General features: G+C 72.0%; 19 protein-coding genes and 1 tRNA gene. 7 read left to right on the top strand and 13 right to left on the bottom strand.

Going from position 1 to position 20,534, the window contains the following annotated elements:
* Positions 1–167 precede the first annotated feature (167 nt).
* Complete coding sequence (locus tag ACWC97_RS22390) at positions 168–965, top strand: response regulator transcription factor (protein WP_352276864.1); 798 nt, start codon at positions 168–170, stop codon at positions 963–965.
* Here ACWC97_RS22390 and ACWC97_RS22385 read toward each other — a convergent pair.
* Entirely contained in the window at positions 927–1,421 is a 495-nt protein-coding gene (locus ACWC97_RS22385; protein ID WP_352276865.1) for a MarR family winged helix-turn-helix transcriptional regulator, read from the bottom strand. The genes ACWC97_RS22390 and ACWC97_RS22385 overlap by 39 nt on opposite strands.
* An 88-nt stretch (positions 1,422–1,509) precedes the next feature.
* Here ACWC97_RS22385 and ACWC97_RS22380 point away from each other — a divergent pair, with 88 nt between their 5' ends.
* Together ACWC97_RS22380 and ACWC97_RS22375 are read left to right on the top strand one after the other, a co-directional pair.
* Positions 1,510–2,319, top strand: a complete 810-nt coding sequence (locus ACWC97_RS22380; RefSeq protein WP_352276866.1) for a trans-aconitate 2-methyltransferase — start codon at positions 1,510–1,512, stop codon at positions 2,317–2,319.
* Positions 2,316–2,681 (top strand): VOC family protein, encoded by a 366-nt coding sequence (locus ACWC97_RS22375; protein ID WP_450651127.1) that lies wholly within the window; start codon positions 2,316–2,318, stop codon positions 2,679–2,681. The genes ACWC97_RS22380 and ACWC97_RS22375 overlap by 4 nt, the downstream gene beginning before the upstream one ends.
* Positions 2,682–2,720: 39 nt before the next feature.
* On the opposite strand, the gene ACWC97_RS22370 is transcribed toward ACWC97_RS22375, so the two are convergent.
* The 3 genes from ACWC97_RS22370 to ACWC97_RS22360 form a co-directional block, all read right to left on the bottom strand.
* Entirely contained in the window at positions 2,721–3,323 is a 603-nt protein-coding gene (locus tag ACWC97_RS22370; protein ID WP_450651365.1) for a Uma2 family endonuclease, read from the bottom strand.
* A gap of 92 nt (positions 3,324–3,415) precedes the next feature.
* Positions 3,416–4,102 (bottom strand): TetR/AcrR family transcriptional regulator, encoded by a 687-nt coding sequence (locus ACWC97_RS22365; RefSeq protein ID WP_352276870.1) that lies wholly within the window; start codon positions 4,100–4,102, stop codon positions 3,416–3,418.
* Entirely contained in the window at positions 4,099–5,118 is a 1,020-nt protein-coding gene (locus ACWC97_RS22360; protein WP_385206736.1) for an acyl-CoA desaturase, read from the bottom strand. Before ACWC97_RS22360 ends, ACWC97_RS22365 begins: the two co-directional genes overlap by 4 nt.
* A 324-nt stretch (positions 5,119–5,442) precedes the next feature.
* Here ACWC97_RS22360 and ppc point away from each other — a divergent pair, with 324 nt between their 5' ends.
* Positions 5,443–8,172: a phosphoenolpyruvate carboxylase gene (ppc, locus tag ACWC97_RS22355; RefSeq protein WP_352276873.1), complete on the top strand. Its 2,730-nt coding sequence runs from the start codon at positions 5,443–5,445 to the stop codon at positions 8,170–8,172.
* Between the two features lie 37 nt (positions 8,173–8,209).
* On the opposite strand, the gene ACWC97_RS22350 is transcribed toward ppc, so the two are convergent.
* From ACWC97_RS22350 to ACWC97_RS22320, 7 genes are all read right to left on the bottom strand, one after another.
* Entirely contained in the window at positions 8,210–8,683 is a 474-nt protein-coding gene (locus tag ACWC97_RS22350) for a hypothetical protein (protein ID WP_450651125.1), read from the bottom strand.
* Positions 8,684–8,812: 129 nt separating this feature from the next.
* A complete protein-coding gene (gene pth / locus ACWC97_RS22345) occupies positions 8,813–9,406 on the bottom strand; it encodes an aminoacyl-tRNA hydrolase (RefSeq protein ID WP_352276876.1) in 594 nt (197 codons plus the stop codon).
* Positions 9,407–9,533: 127 nt separating this feature from the next.
* Complete coding sequence (locus ACWC97_RS22340) at positions 9,534–10,118, bottom strand: 50S ribosomal protein L25/general stress protein Ctc (protein ID WP_450651123.1); 585 nt, start codon at positions 10,116–10,118, stop codon at positions 9,534–9,536.
* 179 nt (positions 10,119–10,297) lie between these two features.
* Entirely contained in the window at positions 10,298–11,272 is a 975-nt protein-coding gene (locus ACWC97_RS22335; RefSeq protein WP_352276880.1) for a ribose-phosphate diphosphokinase, read from the bottom strand.
* A 118-nt stretch (positions 11,273–11,390) separates the two neighbouring features.
* Entirely contained in the window at positions 11,391–12,839 is a 1,449-nt protein-coding gene (glmU, locus tag ACWC97_RS22330) for a bifunctional UDP-N-acetylglucosamine diphosphorylase/glucosamine-1-phosphate N-acetyltransferase GlmU (RefSeq protein ID WP_352276882.1), read from the bottom strand.
* 148 nt (positions 12,840–12,987) lie between these two features.
* Positions 12,988–13,058, bottom strand: a tRNA-Gln gene (locus tag ACWC97_RS22325).
* A gap of 11 nt (positions 13,059–13,069) precedes the next feature.
* Positions 13,070–13,942 (bottom strand): hypothetical protein, encoded by an 873-nt coding sequence (locus ACWC97_RS22320; RefSeq protein ID WP_450651120.1) that lies wholly within the window; start codon positions 13,940–13,942, stop codon positions 13,070–13,072.
* Positions 13,943–14,097: 155 nt separating this feature from the next.
* Here ACWC97_RS22320 and ACWC97_RS22315 point away from each other — a divergent pair, with 155 nt between their 5' ends.
* Entirely contained in the window at positions 14,098–15,414 is a 1,317-nt protein-coding gene (locus ACWC97_RS22315) for a sensor histidine kinase (protein WP_352276884.1), read from the top strand.
* Positions 15,415–15,531: 117 nt separating this feature from the next.
* Here the strand turns inward: ACWC97_RS22315 and ACWC97_RS22310 are convergent, their stop codons facing one another.
* Together ACWC97_RS22310 and ACWC97_RS22305 are read right to left on the bottom strand one after the other, a co-directional pair.
* On the bottom strand, positions 15,532–16,065 hold the full coding sequence (locus ACWC97_RS22310; protein WP_450651118.1) for an SUKH-3 domain-containing protein: 534 nt from the start codon (positions 16,063–16,065) through the stop codon (positions 15,532–15,534).
* A 10-nt stretch (positions 16,066–16,075) separates the two neighbouring features.
* Positions 16,076–16,600, bottom strand: a complete 525-nt coding sequence (locus ACWC97_RS22305; protein ID WP_450651116.1) for a YwqJ-related putative deaminase — start codon at positions 16,598–16,600, stop codon at positions 16,076–16,078.
* 361 nt (positions 16,601–16,961) lie between these two features.
* Here ACWC97_RS22305 and ACWC97_RS22300 point away from each other — a divergent pair, with 361 nt between their 5' ends.
* Both ACWC97_RS22300 and ACWC97_RS22295 read left to right on the top strand, forming a co-directional pair.
* Positions 16,962–17,939, top strand: coding sequence for an SMI1/KNR4 family protein (locus ACWC97_RS22300; protein ID WP_352276889.1), 978 nt, complete (start codon positions 16,962–16,964; stop codon positions 17,937–17,939).
* 5 nt (positions 17,940–17,944) lie between these two features.
* On the top strand, positions 17,945–20,527 hold the full coding sequence (locus ACWC97_RS22295) for an SUKH-4 family immunity protein (protein ID WP_450651114.1): 2,583 nt from the start codon (positions 17,945–17,947) through the stop codon (positions 20,525–20,527).
* Positions 20,528–20,534: the final 7 nt, after the last annotated feature.

Below are 20,534 nucleotides of genomic sequence, written 5' to 3'. Positions count from 1 at the left end.
TACGAGACAGTCGGGTACGGCACCCGGGGAGGGTTCGCAGTCGGCACACGGCGGCGGCCGTGGGACTGCGGTCCGAATCCCCGATCCGGGTCGCCGTACCCGCACTGACCGGCCCCTTTTCGTCGTCCCCGGGGTGGCCTCAGGGACCGACACATAGGGGGGTGCCTGTGGTGCGTATCCGGGTTCTCGTGGTGGACGACCATCGGATCTTCGCCGAGTCGCTCGCGGCGGCGCTGGCGGCCGAACCGGACGTCGAGGTGTCCGCGGCGGGCAGCGGCCCCGCGGCGTTACGGTGCCTGGAGCGGGGCGCGGCGGAGGGGCGCGGCTACGACGTGATGCTGGTCGACGCCGACCTCGGCGCCCTGTCTCCGGCGGGCGACCGCCCGGCACCGGGCCCCGTCCCCGTTCCGGCCGACGGGGGGAACGCCCCGGTGGACGGCATCTCGCTGGTGGCCGGTGTCCGCGCCGGGCGCCCCTCGGTGCGCACGGTGGTGCTCGCCGAGCGGGACGACCCCCGGCGTGCCGCGCTCGCCCTCCAGGCCGGGGCCGCCGGCTGGGTCGCCAAGGACTGCTCGCTGCAACGCCTGCTCGCGGTCGTCCGGGGCGTCCTGCGCGACGAGACGCATCTGCCCCCGGCGCTGCTCACCGGCGTACTGCGGGAGCTGACGGCGGCGCGCAAGCACCGCAGCGAGAGTGAGCAGCTGGTCGAGTCGCTGACCCCGCGCGAGCGGGAGGTGCTGCGCTGCATGGTGGCGGGCCTGGGCCGCAAGGCGGTGGCCGAACGCCTCTTCCTCTCCCCGCACACGGTCCGCACCCATATGCAGAATGTGCTGGGCAAGCTCGGCGTGCACTCCACCCTGGCCGCGGTCGCGCTGGCCCGCCGCGCGGGTGTTGGCCCGGCCGACCCCGCCCCGCCGGGCGGCGCCCTAGGGGATGTTGTCGAACGGGGCGGTCAACTGGCGTAGCAGTCCGGCCAGTTCGCCCCGCTGCTGGGTGGAGAGCTCGCCCAGGATGGCGCGCTCCTGGGCCAGCAGTCCGGCCAGCGACTGGTCGGCCTTGTCGCGGCCCTCGGCGGTGAGCCGGACGAGGACGCCGCGGCGGTCGTTCGGATCGGGCAGCCGCTCGACGAGGTTCTTCTTGGTGAGCCGGTCGATCCGGTTGGTCATCGTGCCGGAGGTGACCAGGGTCTGGGTGAGGAGCTGACCGGGGGAGAGCTGGTACGGGGCACCGGCCCGGCGCAGCGACGTCAGCACGTCGAACTCCCAGGGCTCCAGATCGTGCTCGGAGAAGGCGATCCGGCGGGCCCGGTCCAGATGCCTGGCCAGGCGGGAGACGCGGCTGAGCACCTCGAGTGGTTCCACGTCGAGGTCGGGGCGCTCGCGGCGCCATGCAGCGACCAGTCGGTCGACCTCGTCCTCCATGCGGATCAGTGTAGTTGGTCTGTCGACATGAAGTCTCTTGAATTCAAGTGTCTTGACATCAAGATAATTCTGGCGTGATCCTGGCCCCATGACCGCACCCGGCACACCCTCCTGGGACCCGCACCAGTACCTGCGCCACGCCGACCACCGCACCCGCCCCTTCCTCGACCTCCTCGCCCGCGTCCCCGACCTCCCCGCCACCCCCGCACCCCGCATCGCCGACCTCGGCTGCGGCGCGGGCAACGTGACCGCCCTGCTCGCCGACCGCTGGCCCGACGCCCGGATCACCGGCTACGACAACTCCCCGCAGATGCTCGAACGGGCCCGCACCCGCACCGGCCCCCGCCTGGACTTCGCCGAGGCCGACGCCGCCACCTGGACCCCCGCCGAACCACACGCCCTGATCATCTCCAACGCCCTGCTCCAATGGGTCCCCGGCCACACCGCCCGCTTCCCCGCCTGGCTCGACGCGATCACCCCCGGCGGCACCCTCGCCTTCCAGGTCCCCGGCAACTTCGACCAGCCCAGCCACGCCCTGATGCGGGAACTCGCCGACTCCCCGCGCTGGCGGGACCGCCTCTCCGGCCTCCTGCGCCACGCCGACGCCGTGGATACCCCCGCCGCCTACCTCGACGCGCTGACCGCCCCCGGCCTCACCACGGACGTCTGGGAGACCACGTACCTGCATCTGCTGCCCGGCGAGGACCCGGTGCTCGACTGGGTGAAGGGCACCGGCCTGCGCCCCGTCCTGACCGCCCTCGCCGACGACCCCGAGGCCACCGACGCCTTCCTCGCCGACTACCGCGACCTGCTGCGCACCGCCTACCCGGCCGGCCCGCACGGCACGGTCTTCCCGTTCCGCCGCGTCTTCGCCGTCGCCCACAAGGAGAGCCGATGATCGCCGCCCTCGACCACGTACAGCTCGCCGCCCCGCCCGGCTCGGAGGACGCCCTGCGCGCCTACTACGCGGAGGTGCTCGGCATGACGGAGATCCCCAAGCCACCGGCGCTCGCGGCCCGCGGCGGCTGCTGGTTCCGGGCCGGGCCCGTCCAGCTCCACCTCGGCATCGAGCCGGACTTCCGCCCGGCCCGCAAGGCCCACCCGGGCCTGCGCGTCACGGACATCGAAGCGTTCGCCGCCCGCCTCGCGGCACACGGCGCCGACGTCCACTGGGACGACCACCTCCCCGGCCACCGCCGCTTCTACGCCGAGGACCCGGTGGGCAACCGCCTGGAGTTCCTGGAACCGGTGGACGGCTGACACCCTCCGCCGGACGGCTGACGCCCGACGGCCCGGCCGTCACAGCCGGGCCAGGGCATCCCCGGTGATGTCGATATCGACCGGGAACGGCACGGCCGTCTTGAGCCGGTCGTGGTGGATGCCGGTCAGGGCGTACGCCTTGGACACCGGGTCCAGCTCGTAGACCCGCACCACGGGGTGGTGGTCGGTACCGGCCATGTCCACCAGCCAGAAGTTCGGAATCCCGGCCTCCGCGTACTTCCGCGGCTTGGTGTCCCGGTCCCGGGCCTCGGAGTCCGGCGAGACGACCTCGACGGCGAGCAGCACGTCGGCGGCCTGGAAGCGGGTCTGGTCGTAATCGGTGATCGCGTCCGAACGCACCACCGAGATGTCCGGCTCCGGCCCGTTGCGGCTGTCGAGGATCACCGTCATCTCCCGCTCGGCCTTGAACTCGGCCGGGATCCGGGCGCGCAGGCCGTTCATCAGCAGGTCGATCATCTTGGCGTGGAAACGGCGCTGCGGACTCACGAAGACCAGGCTCCCGTCGAGCAACTCGGTGTGCGGCGGGAGATCGGGCAAGGTGAACAGGTCGTCCACCGTGTATCCGCCCTGGGGCGGCACCGGCCAGCGGCTGCTGTGCCCGGCGAACGGCTCGGCGGTCATGGTTCCTCCCATACGAGGGATCCTCGGCCCTGAAAACCACCCTAAGGGCTGTTGTCCCCCCACCGTCATCCCCACGGGTGAACAGCCCCGGCTCAGCTCTTCCGGTGGCCTATCAGCCTCGGCTTCGACTCCAGGTTCTCCAGGCCGTGCCAGGCCAGATTCACCAGGTGGGCGGCCACTTCCGACTTCTTCGGCTTGCGGGCGTTCACCCACCACTGGCCGGTCAGCGCGACCATGCCGACCAGCGCCTGGGCGTACAGCGGGGCCAGCTTCGGGTCGAAGCCGCGCGCCTTGAACTCCAGACCCAGGATGTCCTCCACCTGGGTGGCGATATCGCTGATCAGGGAGGCGAACGTCCCGGTCGACTGCGCCACCGGGGAATCGCGGACCAGGATGCGGAAACCGTCGGTGTACGTCTCGATGTAGTCGAGCAGGGCGAACGCCGCCTGCTCCAGCAGCTCCCGGGGGTGCCCCGCGGTCAGCGCACCGGTCACCATGTCGAGGAGCTGGCGCATCTCGCGGTCGACGACCACCGCGTACAGCCCCTCCTTGCCGCCGAAGTGCTCGTACACCACCGGCTTGGAGACACCGGCCCGGGACGCGATCTCCTCGACCGACGTCCCCTCGAAGCCCTTGTCGGCGAAGAGCGTGCGACCGATGTCCAGCAACTGCTCCCGGCGCTCCTTCCCGGTCATCCGCACCCTGCGGGCACGCCGGGAGGAGGAGGGACGGGTGTTCTCGCTGCTGGTACTGGAGTCGGTCGCCACGTCGTCAATCATGCCGCCTCGGTACGACCGCGGTCGCGCCGGGCGTCGCTCGGACCGGCATCGACCCGGCGGGAAGCGATCCGCGCCGCGTCCGGCCAGCGCACGTCGTACGCCCAGCCCAGCTTCTCGAACCAGCGGATCACCCGGGCACTCGAATCGATCTGACCGCGCATCACCCCGTGCCGGGCGCTCGTCGGATCGGCGTGGTGCAGGTTGTGCCAGGACTCGCCGCAGGACAGCACCGCCAGCCACCACACGTTCCCCGACCGGTCGCGCGACTTGAACGGCCGCTTGCCCACCGCGTGACAGATCGAGTTGATCGACCAGGTCACATGGTGCAGCAGCGCCACCCGGACCAGCGAGCCCCAGAAGAACGCCGTCGCCGCACCCCACCACGACATCGTCACCACTCCGCCCACCAGCGGCGGAAGCAGCAGCGAGACCGCCGTGAACGTCGCGAAGTGACGCGAGACCGCGCGGACCGCCGGGTCCTTGATCAGATCGGGGGCGTACTTCTGCTGCGGCGTCTGCTCCTCGTCGAACATCCACCCGATGTGGGCCCACCAGAGCCCCTTCATCAGCGCGGGCAGGCTCTCCCCGAACCGCCACGGCGAATGCGGATCACCCTCCGCGTCGGAGAACCGGTGATGCTTGCGGTGATCCGCCACCCACCGCACCACCGGCCCCTCCACCGCCAGCGACCCCGCGACCGCCAGCGCGATCCGCAACGGACGCTTCGCCTTGAACGAGCCATGCGTGAAATACCGGTGGAAACCGATCGTGATGCCGTGACAGCCGATGAAGTACATCGCCACCAACAGCCCCAGATCCAGCCAGCTCACCCCCCACCCCCAGGCCAGCGGCACCGCCGCGACCAGCGCCACGAACGGCACCACGATGAACAGCAGCAGGGCGATCTGCTCGATCGACCGCTTGCTGTCCCCGCCGAGCGTCGCGGAGGGCAGGGGCCGGCCGTCGTCGGCCGCGGCGGACCGGGGATCGTCGAGCGCGGCGGGACTGGTGTTCATGGGGGGTCCCCTGGGGAAGAGAAAGACGACGGACAGCTCCGGCTACGGTTCCGTAACCTACGGCAACGTAAGTATGGCAGCGCGAGGGCCCGACGCACGAGAGCGCGACCGGGCCGCGCCAGCGGGGATACCCGATCGGGCCGCGAGCGGGTGTCCACTTCGTGGACACCTATCCTGAGTGGAGTCGGACAGCGCGGTCCGCACTCCGCTTTCCCGGGACGGCGGCAGTCCCGCAGCCCGCCACGTCCCGGAAACCCCCGGGGGCGCGGCCCGCCGCGGCCCCGGAGTACCCCCGTGCTCAACCACTGCAAGGAGCCGCACACCGTGAGCAGTGCCGACCAGACACCTGCCGCCAGCACCGAACTGCGCGCCGACATCCGCCGCCTCGGCGACCTCCTCGGCGAGTCCCTCGTCCGCCAGGAGGGCCAGGAACTCCTCGACCTCGTCGAACGGGTCCGCGCCCTGACCCGCACCGACGGCGAAGCCGCCGCCCAGCTCCTGGGCGAGACGGACCTGGAGACCGCCGCCCGGCTCGTCCGCGCCTTCTCCACCTACTTCCACCTCGCCAACGTCACCGAACAGGTGCACCGCGCCCGCGAGATGCGCGACCGCCGCGCCGCCGAGGGCGGCCTCCTCGCCCGAACGGCCGACCGGCTCAAGGACGCCGACCCCGACCACCTGCGCGAAACGGTCAAGAACCTCAACGTCCGCCCCGTCTTCACCGCACACCCCACCGAGGCCGCCCGGCGCTCCGTCCTCAACAAGCTCCGCCGCATCGCCGCCCTCCTCGACACCCCCGTCGTCGAGTCCGACCGCCGCCGCCAGGACCTCCGCCTCGCCGAGAACATCGACCTCATCTGGCAGACCGACGAACTGCGCGTCGTCCGCCCCGAGCCCGCCGACGAGGCCCGCAACGCCATCTACTACCTCGACGAACTCCACGCCAACGCCGTGGGCGACGTCCTGGAGGACCTGGCCGCCGAACTCGACCGGGTCGGCGTCGAACTGCCCGCCGGAACCCGCCCCCTCACCTTCGGCACCTGGATCGGCGGCGACCGCGACGGCAACCCCAACGTCACCCCCGCCGTCACCTGGGACGTCCTGATCCTCCAGCACGAACACGGCATCACCGACGCCCTCGAACTCATCGACCAGCTCCGCGGACTGCTCTCCAACTCCATCCGCTACACCGGCGCCACCGACGAACTCCTCGCCTCCCTCGAAACCGACCTGGAACGCCTCCCCGAGATCAGCCCCCGCTACAAGCGGCTGAACGCCGAGGAGCCCTACCGGCTCAAGGCCACCTGCATCCGGCAGAAGCTCGTCAACACCCGCGCCCGCCTCGCCTCCGGCACCCCCCACCGCCCCGGCTGCGACTACCTCGGCACCGCCGAACTCCTCACCGACCTCGAACTCATCCAGACCTCCCTGCGCGCCCACCGCGGCGGACTCTTCGCCGACGGCCGCATGGACCGCACCATCCGCACCCTCGCCGCCTTCGGCCTCCAGCTCGCCACCATGGACGTACGCGAACACGCCGACGCCCACCACCACGCCCTCGGCCAGCTCTTCGACCGGCTCGGCGAGGAATCCTGGCGCTACGCCGACATGCCCCGCGACTACCGGCAGAAGCTCCTCGCCAAGGAACTCCGCTCCCGCCGCCCCCTCGCCCCCACCCCGGCCCCGCTCGACGCCGCCGGCGAGAAGACCCTCGGCGTCTTCCACACCGTCAAGGAAGCCTTCGAACGCTTCGGCCCCGAAGTCATCGAGTCCTACATCATCTCGATGTGCCAGGGCGCCGACGACGTCTTCGCCGCCGCCGTCCTCGCCCGCGAGGCCGGACTGATCGACCTGCACGCCGGCTGGGCCAGGATCGGCATCGTGCCGCTCCTGGAGACCACCGACGAACTGCGCGCCGCCGACGTCATCCTCGACGAGATGCTCGCCGACCCCTCCTACCGCCGCCTCGTCTCACTCCGCGGCGACGTCCAGGAGGTCATGCTCGGCTACTCCGACTCCTCGAAGTTCGGCGGCATCACCACCTCCCAGTGGGAGATCCACCGCGCCCAGCGCCGCCTGCGCGACGTCGCCCACCGCTACGGCGTACGCCTCCGTCTCTTCCACGGCCGCGGCGGCACCGTCGGCCGAGGCGGCGGCCCCTCCCACGACGCGATCCTCGCCCAGCCCTGGGGCACCCTGGAGGGCGAGATCAAGGTCACCGAACAGGGCGAGGTCATCTCCGACAAGTACCTCATCCCGGCCCTCGCCCGGGAGAACCTGGAACTGACCGTCGCCGCCACCCTCCAGGCGTCCGCCCTGCACACCGCACCCCGCCAGTCCGACGAGGCCCTCGCCCGCTGGGACGCGGCCATGGACACCGTCTCCGACGCGGCCCACGCGGCCTACCGCAAGCTCGTCGAGGACCCCGACCTGCCGACGTACTTCCTCGCCTCCACCCCGGTCGACCAGCTCGCCGACCTCCACCTGGGCTCGCGGCCCTCCCGCCGCCCCGGCTCCGGCGTCTCGCTCGACGGACTCCGCGCCATCCCGTGGGTCTTCGGCTGGACCCAGTCCCGCCAGATCGTCCCCGGCTGGTACGGCGTCGGCTCCGGCCTCAAGGCCCTGCGCGAAGCCGGACTCGACACCGTCCTGGACGAGATGCACGAGCACTGGCACTTCTTCCGGAACTTCATCTCCAACGTCGAGATGACCCTCGCCAAGACCGACCTGCGCATCGCCCGCCACTACGTCGACACCCTCGTCCCCGACGAACTGAAGCACGTCTTCGCCGCGATCGAGGCCGAGCACGCGCTCACCGTCCAGGAGGTCCTCCGGGTCACCGGCTCCACCGAACTCCTCGGCACCAGCCCCGCCCTCCAGCAGACCTTCGCCATCCGCGACGCCTACCTCGACCCGATCTCCTACCTCCAGGTCTCCCTGCTGGCCCGCCAGCGGGAAGCCGCCGCCCGGGGCGAGGAACCGGACCCGCTGCTCGCCAGGGCCCTCCTGCTCACCGTCAACGGCGTCGCCGCCGGCCTGCGCAACACCGGCTGACCCCACAGGCAACCCGACCGGACCGGGTGCGGCCCGCTCACAGCGCGAAGAACGTCGCCACGAGCAGGGCCGCACCCGCGATCCCGGTGCACCAGCCGACCCGGGACAGTCGCAGACCACCACCGATCACCAGCCCCGACAACACCAACGCCCCACCCAGCGGCACCCAGGCATGCAGAAACCCCGGCGCCCCGGTCCGCACCACATCGTCCGTACCGGGCCGCACCACCACCGGGAACCGGTCCCCGCGCCGCGCCGCGACCGACCGTTCGATCGTCACCCGGGACCGCGCCACCCCACCGTCCGACGGCGTGAACGGCCCCGTACACACATCGGCACCGCACCCGGTCACCGCCATCGTGCCGTGCTCACGGCCCTTGGCCAGAACGATGTGATGGGCCTTGTCCCAGGACGACAGCACACCCGCCACCAGCAACAGCAGAACCGCACAGCCCATGACGGCATTGCGGGCGTGGACCAGGGCGCGGTGGGAGGAGGAGCTGCGCTTCATGGTGAGCGATCCTTCGACAGGCCGGCACCACCGGTCAACTCACGCCCACGAAAAGCCGGTTACCGGAAGGAATGTCAGAGTTGTACGCGCGGCCCCACACGCCTGCGCAGTTCTCCGCAGCCTGCCCGCCTACGCGTTGTACGCGCTCTGCGCCCGCTCCAGCCCCTCGGCCAGCAGACACTCCACCGAGTCCGCCGCCCGGTCCACCAGATACGCCAGCTCCTTGCGCTCGGTGGACGAGAAATCCTTCAGCACGAAGTCCGCGACCTGCATCCGCCCCGGCGGACGGCCGATCCCGAACCGCACCCGGTGGTACTCCGCCCCCAACGACTTGGTGATCGACTTCAGCCCGTTGTGCCCGTTGTCGCCACCACCCAGCTTGAGCCGCAGCGTCCCGTAATCGATGTCCAGCTCGTCATGGACCGCCACGACACGGTCCACCGGCACCTTGTAGAAGTCCCGCAACGCCGTGACCGGCCCACCCGACAGGTTCATGTACGACATCGGCTTCACCAGCACCACCCGCCGGCTCAGCGGACCGGGCGGACCCATCCGGCCCTCCACGACCTGCGCCTGCGCCTTCTGCGCCCGCTTGAACTTCCCGCCGATCCGCTCGGCCAGCAGATCGGCCACCATGAAGCCCACGTTGTGCCGGTTCGCCGCGTACTCGGGACCGGGGTTGCCGAGGCCCACGATGAGCCAGGGTGCGGTGGCGTCGGACATCTCTGCTCGGTCTCCTCGCGTACGACGAACGGGGTGCGGCGGGCGCCGCACCGCAGACAGGGAAACGGGGCGGCGGGTCCCCGAACAGGAAACCGCCACCCCGTCAGTGAACCAGGAGAGGCGAGGCTCAGGCCTCGGCGCCCTCTTCGGCACCCTCGGCGGCCGGCTCCTCGGCCTGCGCGGCCAGGACCTGGAGCACCACGGCGTCCTCGTCACCGGCGAGCGAGACACCCTTGGGCAGCGTGATGTCCTTGGCGTGGATCGACGCACCCGCGTCCAGGCCGGCGACCGAAACGGTCACGGACTCGGGGATGTGGGTGGCCTCTGCCTCGACCAGCAGGGTGTTCTGGACGTACTCCAGCAGGTTGCCGCCCGGGGCCAGGTCGCCCTCGACCTGCACCGCGACCTCGACGCTGACCTTCTCGCCGCGCTTCACGGTGAGCAGGTCGACGTGCTCGATGTCGCCCTTCAGCGGGTTGCGCTGCACGGCCTTCGGGATGACCAGGGCGTTCTTGCCCTCGACGTCCAGGGCGATCAGCACGTTGGCGGTCTTCAGCGCCATCATCAGGGCGTGGCCCGGCAGGGTGATGTGGACCGGCTCGGCACCGTGGCCGTAGATGACGCCGGGAACCAGGTTGGCGCGGCGGGTGCGACGGGCGGCACCCTTGCCGAACTCGGTACGAACCTGGGCGTCGAGCTTGACCTCGGCCATGACTGCACTCCTCGTGGGATGACGAAAACGGAAGGTCACCCGGCCACGACTGGCCTGCTACGAAGAGCGCGTCGATAACGGACCGCCGTACCCATGAGTACGGCCTCCCTCGCCGAGCAACTCACTGAGTCTACCCGGCGAAGGAGGCCGCCCCAAAGTCGATCTTCGAACGACTGCTTCTACTGCTCCTCGAAGAGGCTGGTCACCGAGCCGTCCTCGAAGACCTCGCGCACCGCACGCGCGATCGTCGGCGCGATCGACAGCACCGTGATCTTGTCGAGCTCCAGCTCGCCCGGGGTCGGCAGCGTGTCCGTGAAGACGAACTCGCTCACCTTGGAATTCTTCAGCCGGTCCGCCGCCGGACCCGAGAGCACACCATGGGTGGCGGTCACTATGACGTCCTCGGCACCGTGCGCGAACAGGGCGTCCGCGGCGGCGCAGATCGTGCCACCGGTGTCGATCATGTCGTCGACCAGGACACAGACCCGGCCCTTCACATTGCCGACGACCTCGTGGACGGTCACCTGGTTGGCGACGTCCTTGTCCCGGCGCTTGTGCACGATGGCCAGCGGGGCGTCCAGCCGGTCGCACCAGCGGTCGGCGACCCGCACCCGGCCCGCGTCCGGGGAGACGATCGTCAGCTTCGAGCGGTCCACCTTGGCACCGACGTAGTCGGCCAGGATCGGCAGCGCGAACAGGTGGTCCACCGGGCCGTCGAAGAAGCCCTGGATCTGGTCCGTGTGCAGGTCCACGGTGAGGATGCGGTCCGCACCCGCCGTCTTCATCAGGTCGGCGACCAGACGGGCCGAGATCGGCTCACGGCCGCGGTGCTTCTTGTCCTGGCGGGCGTACCCGTAGAACGGGACGATCACCGTGATGGAGCGGGCCGAGGCGCGCTTCAGCGCGTCCAGCATGATCAGCTGCTCCATGACCCACTTGTTGATCGGAGCCGTGTGGCTCTGGATCAGGAAGCAGTCGGCGCCGCGGGCCGACTCCTGGAAGCGGACGTAGATCTCACCGTTGGCGAAATCGAAAGCCTTGGTCGGCACGAGACCGACACCCAGTTGGTGCGCGACCTCCTCGGCCAGCTCGGGGTGGGCGCGGCCGGAGAAGAGCATCAGTTTCTTCTCGCCGGTCGTCTTGATCCCGGTCACAGCACAGTCTCCTCAGACGTGTTCCTGGCCCCGCGCATGTGTCCCGATGTGCGACGAGCCAGCCGAAATGGGGTGAGCATCTATCACGGTACGCCGTGCATGACGTACCTGTTTCCGGTCAGCTTTCGCTCGTGCGCTCCGAAGCGGCGGCCTGGGCCGCCTGCGCGGCGCCGCTCCCCGGTCGCTTGCGGGCCACCCAACCCTCGATATTCCTTTGCTGGCCGCGTGCGACGGCCAGCGAACCGGGCGGTACGTCCTTGGTGATGACCGATCCGGCGGCGGTGTAAACGCCGTCCCCGACCGTGACAGGAGCCACAAACATATTGTCCGCTCCGGTCCGGCAGTGGGAGCCGATCGTGGTGTGGTGCTTGGCCTCGCCGTCGTAGTTCACGAAGACGCTCGCGGCACCGATGTTGGTGTGGTCGCCGATCGTGGCGTCGCCGACGTAGCTCAGGTGCGGGACCTTGGCCCCCTCGCCGAGCGTGGCCTTCTTCAGCTCCACGTACGTGCCGACCTTCGACTTCACACCGAGCCGGGAACCCGGCCGCAGATAGGCGTACGGGCCGACCGACGCGCCCGCGCCGATCTCCGCCCCGTCCGCCACCGTGTTGTCCACCCGGGCGCCCTCGCCGACCACGGTGTCCTTCAGCCGGGAGTGGGGGCCGACCTCGGCGTCCTCGCCCAGGTGGGTGGCGCCGAGCAGCTGCGTGCCCGGGTGCACGACCGCGTCGCGCTCGTACGTCACGGTGACGTCGATCAGCGTGGACGCCGGGTCCACGACCGTCACCCCGGCCGTCATGGCCCGCTCCAGCAGCCGCTGGTTGAGCAGCCGCCGGGCCTCGGCGAGCTGGACCCGGTTGTTGATGCCGAGGATCTCGCGGTGGTCCCCGGTGACGGAGGCGCCCACCCGGTGACCGGCCTCGCGCAGGATCGACAGGACGTCGGTGAGGTACTCCTCGCCCTGGCTGTTGTCCGTGCCGAGCCTGCCGAGGGCGTCGGCCAGGAGCCGGCCGTCGAAGGCGAAGACCCCGGAGTTGATCTCCCGGATCGCGCGCTGGGCGTCGGTGGCGTCCTTGTGCTCGACGATCGCGGTGACCGCGCCGTCGGCCGGGTCGCGGACGATGCGGCCGTAGCCGGTGGAGTCGGGGACCTCGGCGGTCAGCACGGTGACGGCGTTGCCGTCGGCCGCGTGGGTGGCGGCGAGCGCGCGGAGCGTCCCGCCGGAGAGCAGCGGGGTGTCGCCGCAGACGACGATCACGGTCCCCTCGACGGAGCCGCCCAGCGCGTCGAGCCCGACGCGCACGGCGTTGCCGGTGCCCTTCTGCTCGGGCTGGTGGGCGGTGCGCAGCCGCTCGTCGACGGTGGCGAGATGCGCGGTGACCTGCTCGCCCGCGTGGCCGACGACCACGACGAGGTGCTCGGGGTCCAGCTCGCGGGAGGCGGTGACGACATGTCCGACGAGCGAGCGCCCGGAAATCTCGTGGAGGACCTTGGGGGTCTTCGACTTCATGCGGGTGCCCTCACCCGCTGCGAGGACGACGACGGCTGCCGGGCGTTCGGAGCTCACGGAAATGCCCTTCGGCTTCGGGTGGTGGACACCCGAAGGATACCGGGGGGCTGTTGGCCGGGCATGGGTACGGGCCCCGACCTGCTGGTCGGGGCCCGTCACGGCGCTGTGCGGCGCTCTCCGTGATGCCTCACGGCGCTCCGCGCTGCTCCCGGGGAAGGAATCGAACCCTCATTCAATGGACCAAAACCATTTGTCCTGCCATTAGACGACCCGGGATAGAGCGACCCTTATGTCCGAATTCCTTGATCGGATCGCTTTCCGGCCTCTACTATGCCGTACCACCAGCCCTCAATGCGACGGTACAGGTCGGCGCTCTTCAAAACGCGCACCACCAGGCAACCCCGGTAGTTCTCCCCGACGTTCTTCCGATTGGTCCTCGGCGAGTGCTTCTTGACGGAGGTCTTGCCGAACGCGGAGGCATCGGCCCCCGTCAGGGCGGCCCAGAACCGCTCCGCCGACGCGATGTCGGCGGTCTCGTGGATGTGCACGTGGAAGCGGAGGTGCGCGTCGGCCACCCCCAGCAGCCGGAGCCAGGCGAGGAACAGTTCGATCATGCCCGGGTCGCTGTTGGTGAAGGTGACCCGCTCCTGCGGCCGGTGCGGCTTGGCCTTGGAGCCCTCCGCCCAGTACAGGCCCACCCCCAGCAGGAAGAGTTCGCGCGGGCTCAGCGGGCCGATCTCGGCCGCCGCCCTCCTCTTCGTCTCCCCGCGCTCCTCCTCGCGTCGCCGGAGGGTCGTTTCCCAGCCGCGCCTGGCGATGGCCGACGCCTCCTCCCGGGACCGCCTGCGCTCCGGCTTCGGCAGATCCCGTACCCACAGCGAGATCGAGCTCTTCGAGCAGCCCAGCTCCAACTGGATCCGGTCGTACGTCATGCCCTGGAGGCGGAGCTCCCGGGCCTTCTCGCGGAGGTCGTCCCGGGCGCGCGGGCGTTTCGTCCACTCCGGGGCGGGCTCGCCGCGGACGAGGCGGTTCAGGAGGTCGTTGTTGTGGATGCGCAGGCGGTCGCGGATCTGGCGCAGGCTGAGGCCCTCCCGGCGCAGGGTGATCGCCTGTTCGCGCAGATTCTCGAAGTCGGCACAGGTGCTCGTGATCTTCGTCATGCGGTGAGCGTCGTCCGGAATGCGGGCGTCCGGTGCGAAAGGCTGATCGATTCGCCATTTCAAGCGATAAGTGGCCGTTTCGGCTTCCGGCGGTGGCCGTCTGTGCTGTCCGGGTTCTCCGGGATCGGGCGGCGGCCGCCCGTAGGGTGGATGCCATGACCGCAACGGGGGCAGACCAGGAGGCGGCGGGACCGACCACCCGCGGCTACTGGTGGTGGGAGCGGCGGCGCAGTGTCGCCCTGGACGTGGGGCTCGGGGTTCTCTCGGCGCTGGAGTGTGCGCTGGAGGGCGTGGATTTCGCCGGGGACGCCGGGTTGCCGGTGCCGGTGGGGGTGCTGTTCGGGCTGCTGGTGGGGTCGGTGCTGGTGCTGCGGCGGCGGTGGCCGATCGCGGTGGTGCTGGTGTCGATCGCGACGGCGCCGGCCGGGATGGCGTTCCTGATGGGGCTGGTGGGTCTGTACAGCCTGGCCGCGTCGGAGGTGCCGCGCCGGATCACGGCGGTGCTGAGCGGGATGTCCTTCGCGGGTTCGTTCATCGTGTCGTACGTGCGGCTGCGGCAGAACGTGGCGGAGCAGGCGGACTTCGGGCCCGGTGACTGGTACGTACCGCTGATCTCGTTGTTCATGTCGCTCGGGCTGACCGCGCCGCCCGTGCTGCTCGGCCTCTACATAGGGGCGCGGCGGCGGCTGATGGAGAGCCTGCGGGAGCGGGCGGACTCGTTGGAGCGGGAGCTGTCGCTGCTCGCGGACCGGGCCGAGGAGCGGGCGGAGTGGGCGCGTACGGAGGAGCGGCACCGGATCGCCCGGGAGATGCACGACGTGGTCGCCCACCGGGTGAGTCTGATGGTGGTGCACGCGGCGGCGCTCCAGGCGGTCGCGCCGAAGGATCCCGCGAAGGCGGTGCGGAATGCGGCGCTGGTGGGGGACATGGGGCGGCAGGCGTTGACGGAGTTGCGCGAGATGCTCGGGGTGCTGCGGGCGGGGGAGCCGGTGTCGTCGCGTCCGGCCGGGGTGCCGTTGGCGTCGGTGGGGCAGGCGGTTGCCGCGGCGGCGGCCGCCGCCGCGGAGGACGGGCCCCGGTTGCGTGAGGTGGAGACGCTGGTGGGGGAGTCCCGGGCGGCGGGGATGACGGTGGAGCTGTCGGTGGACGGGGAGGCGCGGGGGTATCCGCCGGAGGTCGAGCAGACGGCGTACCGGGTGGTGCAGGAGGCGTTGACCAACGTGCACAAGCATGCGGCGGGGGCGCGGACCTGGGTGCGGTTGGCGCATCGGGGTGCGGAGGTCGCGATGCAGGTGGAGAACGGTCCGTCGGACGCGGCGACGGCGGACGCGGGGCTGCCGAGCGGGGGGAACGGGCTGGTCGGTATGCGGGAGCGGGTGCTGGGTCTGGGCGGAGTGTTCGTGTCGGGGCCGACGGAGGCGGGGGGTTTCCGGGTGTCGGCGGTGCTGCCGGTGGGGGAGACGGCGGTCTGATCCGTTCCGGGCTCCCCTCCCGCACGGGTACGGGTACGGCGGCCCGGTCCCGGCTCGGGTTCGGGAGCGGGCCGCCGGTGCGGGGTGGTCCGTGGTGGGCGCGGGGCCCGGTCCGGGTCAGCCGGAGACGAGGCGGGCCGGCTGGATGCCCGAGACGAGGGTGGCCAGGGCCTGGTCGATGTCCGGGCCGAGGTACCAGTCGCCGGTGTGGTCGATGCTGTAGACGCGGCCCTCGGTGTCGATGGCCAGCACGGCCTGCCCGTCGCCCTCCTCGCCCAGGGGGCTGACCTCGGTCTCCAGGGCCCGGCCGAGGTCGCCGAGGGTCCGGGCCAGGTGGAGTCCGCTCAGCGGGTCCATGCGTACGGGGGCGGGGGCGATCTGGCGGCCGGGGGCGGAGGCGGTGATGTGCAGCCCGCCGAATTCGGCCCAGGCCTCCACGGCGGCCGGGAAGACCGCGTGCCGGTGGCCGGCGGGGGAGACGTGCGAGCTGAGCGTGTCGGCCCATTCCTCGGCCCGGCGGATGTCCCAGCGGCCCGGTTCCCAGCCGGCGGCGCGCAGGGCGGCGTCGACGGCGACGGGGAAGCGGGTGGTGGTGTTCCGGTCGCGTCCGGCGGGGCCCGTCTGTGCGGGCAGGTCGGTTCGGTCGTGCATCGGCGTGCGGTCAGCCCTTCTCGGCGGTGGTCGCGGCCGTGGGCGTCGTCAGGTCGACGGGGCGCACGCCGAAGTGGGCGAGCATGGCCGTGCAGGAGCGGCACGGGGGCGCGTAGCTGCCGTGCAGGGGGTCGCCGTCCTCGCGGATGCGCCGCGCGGTGAGCCGGGAGTGCTTGAGGGCGCGCCGGGCTTCGCCGTTGGTCAGCGGCTTGCGCTGGGCGCGCTTGGAGCGGGTGGACTCGGCGGCGGTGAGCTGCCGGGAGAGGAGTATCGCTTCGGGGCAGCGGCCGGTGAACCGTTCGCGCCGGCCGCTGGGGAGGGTGTCCAGGAAGTCCTGGACGAGCGGGTGGAGTACGGGGGGCTGGTCGCCCTTGCCCGCGGTGCAGGTCAGTGTTTCGCCGCGTACGGAGAGCGCTGCCGCGACCGCGGGCAGGATGCCGTCGCGGCGGTGGATCAGCCGGGGTGTCCGGCTGCCGTCGGCGCTGCTCCAGCTGAGGCGCGGATCTCCGGATGTGACTGTTTGTGCTGTGTGCATTGGTGCTTTCCCTCCCGTGCCGGCAGCGGTAGCTGCGCGATGTGCACGCCCCCGAGTTGCGGTGACAGCCTGCCAAATGTCCGGGCTGGTGTGGAAGCTGGGGCGGGTGAAACGTGCCTTCGTGTCGCGCGGGGAGCGGCTTCGTGGCGCGTGCCGGGGTGGTTTCGGACGGGGGCCGGTGCCGGGCGCGTCGCTCGTCCGTCACGCCGTTGTGACGGTCGGTGACGGTTGTGGGGAGGGGCGGGTAGGACAGGTCACATGGGCGGGACCGGCCCTTGCGTCACCGCATAGGCTGTGCCGGGACCGCCGCTCTCGGGCGGGCCGGTCCCTCACCAGCCAGACGCAGCAGGGGGCAACCGCCATGACGACAGGTCGGCTCGGTCAGCAAGCCGCGCCACCGAACGCGGCCTACGCCGGGCAGCTCGTGCATTTCCCGGACCCGGTCCGGGCGTCCCGCCACCCCGGCGGTGTGCGTATGGACGGGAACGGCAGCCCGGTCTTCACGCCGTACGCGCGTGCCGCCGCCGAGGTCGCCGAACCGCCGCAGGGCTTCGGGGTCGACGAGCTGCGGCTCACCGACTACGTCTCGGCGAACGCGGCGCTCGCGGCGAGCGGCCATGAGCTCTGGGACACGATTCCGGCGGTCGCCACCCCGCACGGCTGGACCTGGCACCACGTGCCCGGTGGCCGGCGGATGGAGCTGGTTCCGGTCGAGGTGAAGGCGCTGCTGCGGCACCATGCGGGGCTGGCCGGTACGGCCGTCGACCACGACAAGCGGGGTACCCGCCCGTTGCAGGAGACCCGGCCCGCGCACTTCCGGCTGCCGAAGGGCGCCGTGGCGGTGAGCGAGTCGCAGGTCCTGGGGGTGGAGGAGGACCTCGGTTACCGGTTGCCGGGGGCGTACCGCTCGTTCCTGAAGGCGGCGGGCGGTGCGGCGCCGGTGGGCGCGGCGCTCGACGCGGAGCTGGGGCTCCTGGTGGACCAGCCGTTCTTCACGGTGCGCGAGCAGGCCGGGGTGAACGACCTGGTGTACGTCAACAAGTGTCTGCGCGACCACCTCACGAAGGACTTCCTGGGCGTCGGTTTCGTCCAGGGCGGCATCGTCGCGGTGAAGGTGCGGGGTGACGGCGTGGGTTCGGTGTGGTTCTGCGCCTATGACGACGCCCGGGACCGGGACGGCTGGTCGGTGCAGGACCGGGTGGGCCGGCTGCTGCTGCCGTGCGGTGCGGATTTCGACGCCTTCCTCCAGCGGCTGGCGGGCAATCCGCCGGAGCTGGAGACCGTGGCGAACCTGATGGTGGACGGCGGCTTCGCGCGGGCCGTCCCGGTGGAGGGGTGAGCGCGATGGTGACTTTTGCGCAGGCGCAGGAGCGCGCGGACGAGTGGATCAACGGGGACGTTCCGGCGTACCAGCACCGTGAGGTGCGGGTGCGGGAGTTCGAGCTGGGCTTCGTGGTGTGGGGCGAGGACCGGGCGGAGGGTCCCGTCTCGGACGGTGGCAACCAGCGGTTGGTGATCGCCCGGGACAGTGGTGAGGCGACGCTGTGGCCGGGGCTGCCGGTGGGCGAGGTGATCCGGCGGTACGAGGAGGAGTACGGGGCGCGGGCCGAGGCGGCGGCGGCCGCTCCGGAGCCGCCGCAGCGGATCGATCTGAATCAGACGTCGTTCCTGTTGAGCCCCCCGGAGTGGCTCCAGGGGGCGGCGGACAAGCTGGGCATCCCGGACCGTCGTGCTGAGGGTGCGCCGGCGGGTGGCGGGCCGGGTTCGCAGGGTGGGCAGCCGGCGTACGAGCCGACCGCCAACGACGGTGTTCCGGCGGGTCCGCCCCCGCCGGTGGCCCCGGCAGCGGCTCCGGCGGCGCCGCCCCCGGTTCCGGCGGGTGTGCCGGACGGGTCGACCCCGTGGGCCGGTACGGACACCAATACGGGTGCGGACTCCGACGACGCGGAGGTGCCGCTGCCCGCGACGGTCTTCGCGCCGCCGCTCTCCGGGGCCGATGACGAGAACACGCCGCCGCCGGTGGTGCCGGCCGATGCTCCGACCGCCCTGATGTCGGGGGGCAGTCAGCTTCCCCGGACCGCGCTGGTGCCGGGTCTGCCGTCGCCGGAGAGGCCGGGCGGGCCGGGTGGTCCCGGTGCGCCGGGCGGTCAGGGAGGTCCGGGTGCGCCGGGGGTTCCGGGTGCGCCCGGGGCCGGGGGCATCGCGGACGCGACCACCGGCAAGGCCGCCGTGGCTCCGCCCGGTCCGCGTGGTGGCGCCGTACCTCCGCCGCCTCCGGGCGCGCCGGGGGTCCCTGGGGCGCCCGGTGTTCCGGGTGCGCCGGTGCCGCCGCCCTCGGGGCCGGGTGCGCCCGGTGCCCCGGCGGGCGGGTATCTGCCGACCCAGCTCGCCCCGCAGATCGGTGCGCCGGGTGCGCCGGTGCCGCCGCCGGGTCCGCCCGGTGCGCCGGGTGCCTCGGTGCCGCCGCCGCCCGGTTCGACGCCGCCGCCCGGCCCGCCCGGTGCCGTGCCGCCTCCGCCGCCCGGTGGCGGGGCGCACCATGCCGCGACGATGCTGGCCAACCCGAGCATGGGTGGCCCCGGTGGGGTGCAGCCCCCGGGCCCGCCCGGTCCGCCCGGTGGAACGCCGCCGCCTCCGCCCGGTGCGACGCCGCCCCCGCCGCCCGGTGGCGGGGTGCACCACGCGGCGACGATGCTGGCGGACCCGAGCATGGGTGGCCCCGGTGGTGTGCGGCCCCCGGGCCCGCCCGGTGCGACGCCGCCGCCCGGTGGCGGGGTCCATCAGGCCGCGACGATGCTGGCCAACCCGAGCATGGGTGGCCCCGGTGGCGTACAGCCCCCCGGTCCGCCCGGTCCGCCCGGTCCGCCCGGTGCCCCCGGCCATGTGCCGCCGCAGGGTCCGCACACCCCGCCGCCGCCCGCGTACGGGTACCCGCAGCAGCCCCCGTCCGGCCAGCCGACCGTCGGCCCCGGCTACCAGGCCGTGCTGCGCTACCGCGCGCCCGACGGCAGCGAGCAGCAGCTGATCCGCCGCTCGGCGCCCGGCACCCCGCACCCCGAGTGGCAGATGCTGCACGAGCTGCGGGCGATGAACGTGCCGCCGCAGCAGGTCATCGAGCTCCACACCGAGCTGGAGTCCTGCGAGCTGCCCGGCGGCTACTGCGCGCGCATGATCCGTGAGACGTGGCCGCAGGTGCGGATCACCAGCGTCGCCCCGTACGGCACCGACCACGCCAGCCGCCAGCAGGGCATGCAGCACCTCCTCACCCACCAGGGCGAGCTGCACCAGGTGGCGGACGGTCCGGCCCGCCCGGCGCCGGTCCGCGCACCGCTCCCGCAGATGCCGGCCGCGCCCGTGGTGCCGCCGGAGGTCGTCGCGGAGGAGCTGCTGCAGAGCTTCGGGCCGCAGGGCATCCTCCGTTTCGACCAGCGCGCGGTGTCCCGTCAGGGGGTGCCCGAGACGGTGGCCCGGGCGCTGGTGTGGGCGGGGCTGCCCGCCGATTTCGGGCCGTTCTTCTGGGCGCAGCCGGGCCAGCCGGTGGTGCCGACGCTGGGCGAGCTGGCCCAGCAGCGTCAGGTGCAGGCCGCGCCCGACGCGGGCTCGTACCTGGTGATGGGGTCCGATTTCGGCCGGGCGATCTGTGTCCAGTACGGGACCGCGAACATCGTCGCGGTGCCCGTCGAGGCGGGTCCGGGCGGGCAGTCGGTGCCGCCGCAGTTCGTGAACACCGGGCTGCCGGAGTTCCAGCGCTCGATGGCGTTGCTCGGCCGGATGTGGCGGTTGCGGTTCGGGCTCACCCCGGAGCAGGCGGGTCGCTGGACGGTCGACTTCCAGGCCCAGTTGATGGCGCTGGACGCGGCGGCGCTGGCGTCGCCGGAGAGCTGGTGGTCCGTGCTGCTCGAACAGATGTGGGACGGACTGCTCTGATCGCAGG

Source organism: Streptomyces sp. NPDC001108, assembly GCF_053598535.1.
Note: the sequence above shows the minus strand (reverse complement) of the source record. Positions and strands in the feature narration are given on the sequence as shown.

Bases quoted from the DNA above. Each gene is read 5' to 3' on its own strand.
- ACWC97_RS22380 (WP_352276866.1), top strand. From the start codon at position 1,510: ATGACCGCACCCGGCACACCCTCCTGGGACCCGCACCAGTACCTGCGC.
- pth (WP_352276876.1), bottom strand. From the start codon at position 9,406: ATGTCCGACGCCACCGCACCCTGGCTCATCGTGGGCCTCGGCAACCCC.
- ACWC97_RS22320 (WP_450651120.1), bottom strand. From the start codon at position 13,942: ATGACGAAGATCACGAGCACCTGTGCCGACTTCGAGAATCTGCGCGAA.
- ACWC97_RS22305 (WP_450651116.1), bottom strand. From the start codon at position 16,600: ATGCACACAGCACAAACAGTCACATCCGGAGATCCGCGCCTCAGCTGG.
- ACWC97_RS22300 (WP_352276889.1), top strand. From the start codon at position 16,962: ATGACGACAGGTCGGCTCGGTCAGCAAGCCGCGCCACCGAACGCGGCC.
- ACWC97_RS22340 (WP_450651123.1), bottom strand. From the start codon at position 10,118: ATGGCCGAGGTCAAGCTCGACGCCCAGGTTCGTACCGAGTTCGGCAAG.
- ACWC97_RS22375 (WP_450651127.1), top strand. From the start codon at position 2,316: ATGATCGCCGCCCTCGACCACGTACAGCTCGCCGCCCCGCCCGGCTCG.
- ACWC97_RS22295 (WP_450651114.1), top strand. From the start codon at position 17,945: ATGGTGACTTTTGCGCAGGCGCAGGAGCGCGCGGACGAGTGGATCAAC.
- ACWC97_RS22360 (WP_385206736.1), bottom strand. From the start codon at position 5,118: ATGAACACCAGTCCCGCCGCGCTCGACGATCCCCGGTCCGCCGCGGCC.
- ACWC97_RS22350 (WP_450651125.1), bottom strand. From the start codon at position 8,683: ATGAAGCGCAGCTCCTCCTCCCACCGCGCCCTGGTCCACGCCCGCAAT.
- ACWC97_RS22310 (WP_450651118.1), bottom strand. From the start codon at position 16,065: ATGCACGACCGAACCGACCTGCCCGCACAGACGGGCCCCGCCGGACGC.
- ACWC97_RS22315 (WP_352276884.1), top strand. From the start codon at position 14,098: ATGACCGCAACGGGGGCAGACCAGGAGGCGGCGGGACCGACCACCCGC.
- ACWC97_RS22370 (WP_450651365.1), bottom strand. From the start codon at position 3,323: ATGACCGCCGAGCCGTTCGCCGGGCACAGCAGCCGCTGGCCGGTGCCG.
- ACWC97_RS22385 (WP_352276865.1), bottom strand. From the start codon at position 1,421: ATGGAGGACGAGGTCGACCGACTGGTCGCTGCATGGCGCCGCGAGCGC.
- ACWC97_RS22365 (WP_352276870.1), bottom strand. From the start codon at position 4,102: ATGATTGACGACGTGGCGACCGACTCCAGTACCAGCAGCGAGAACACC.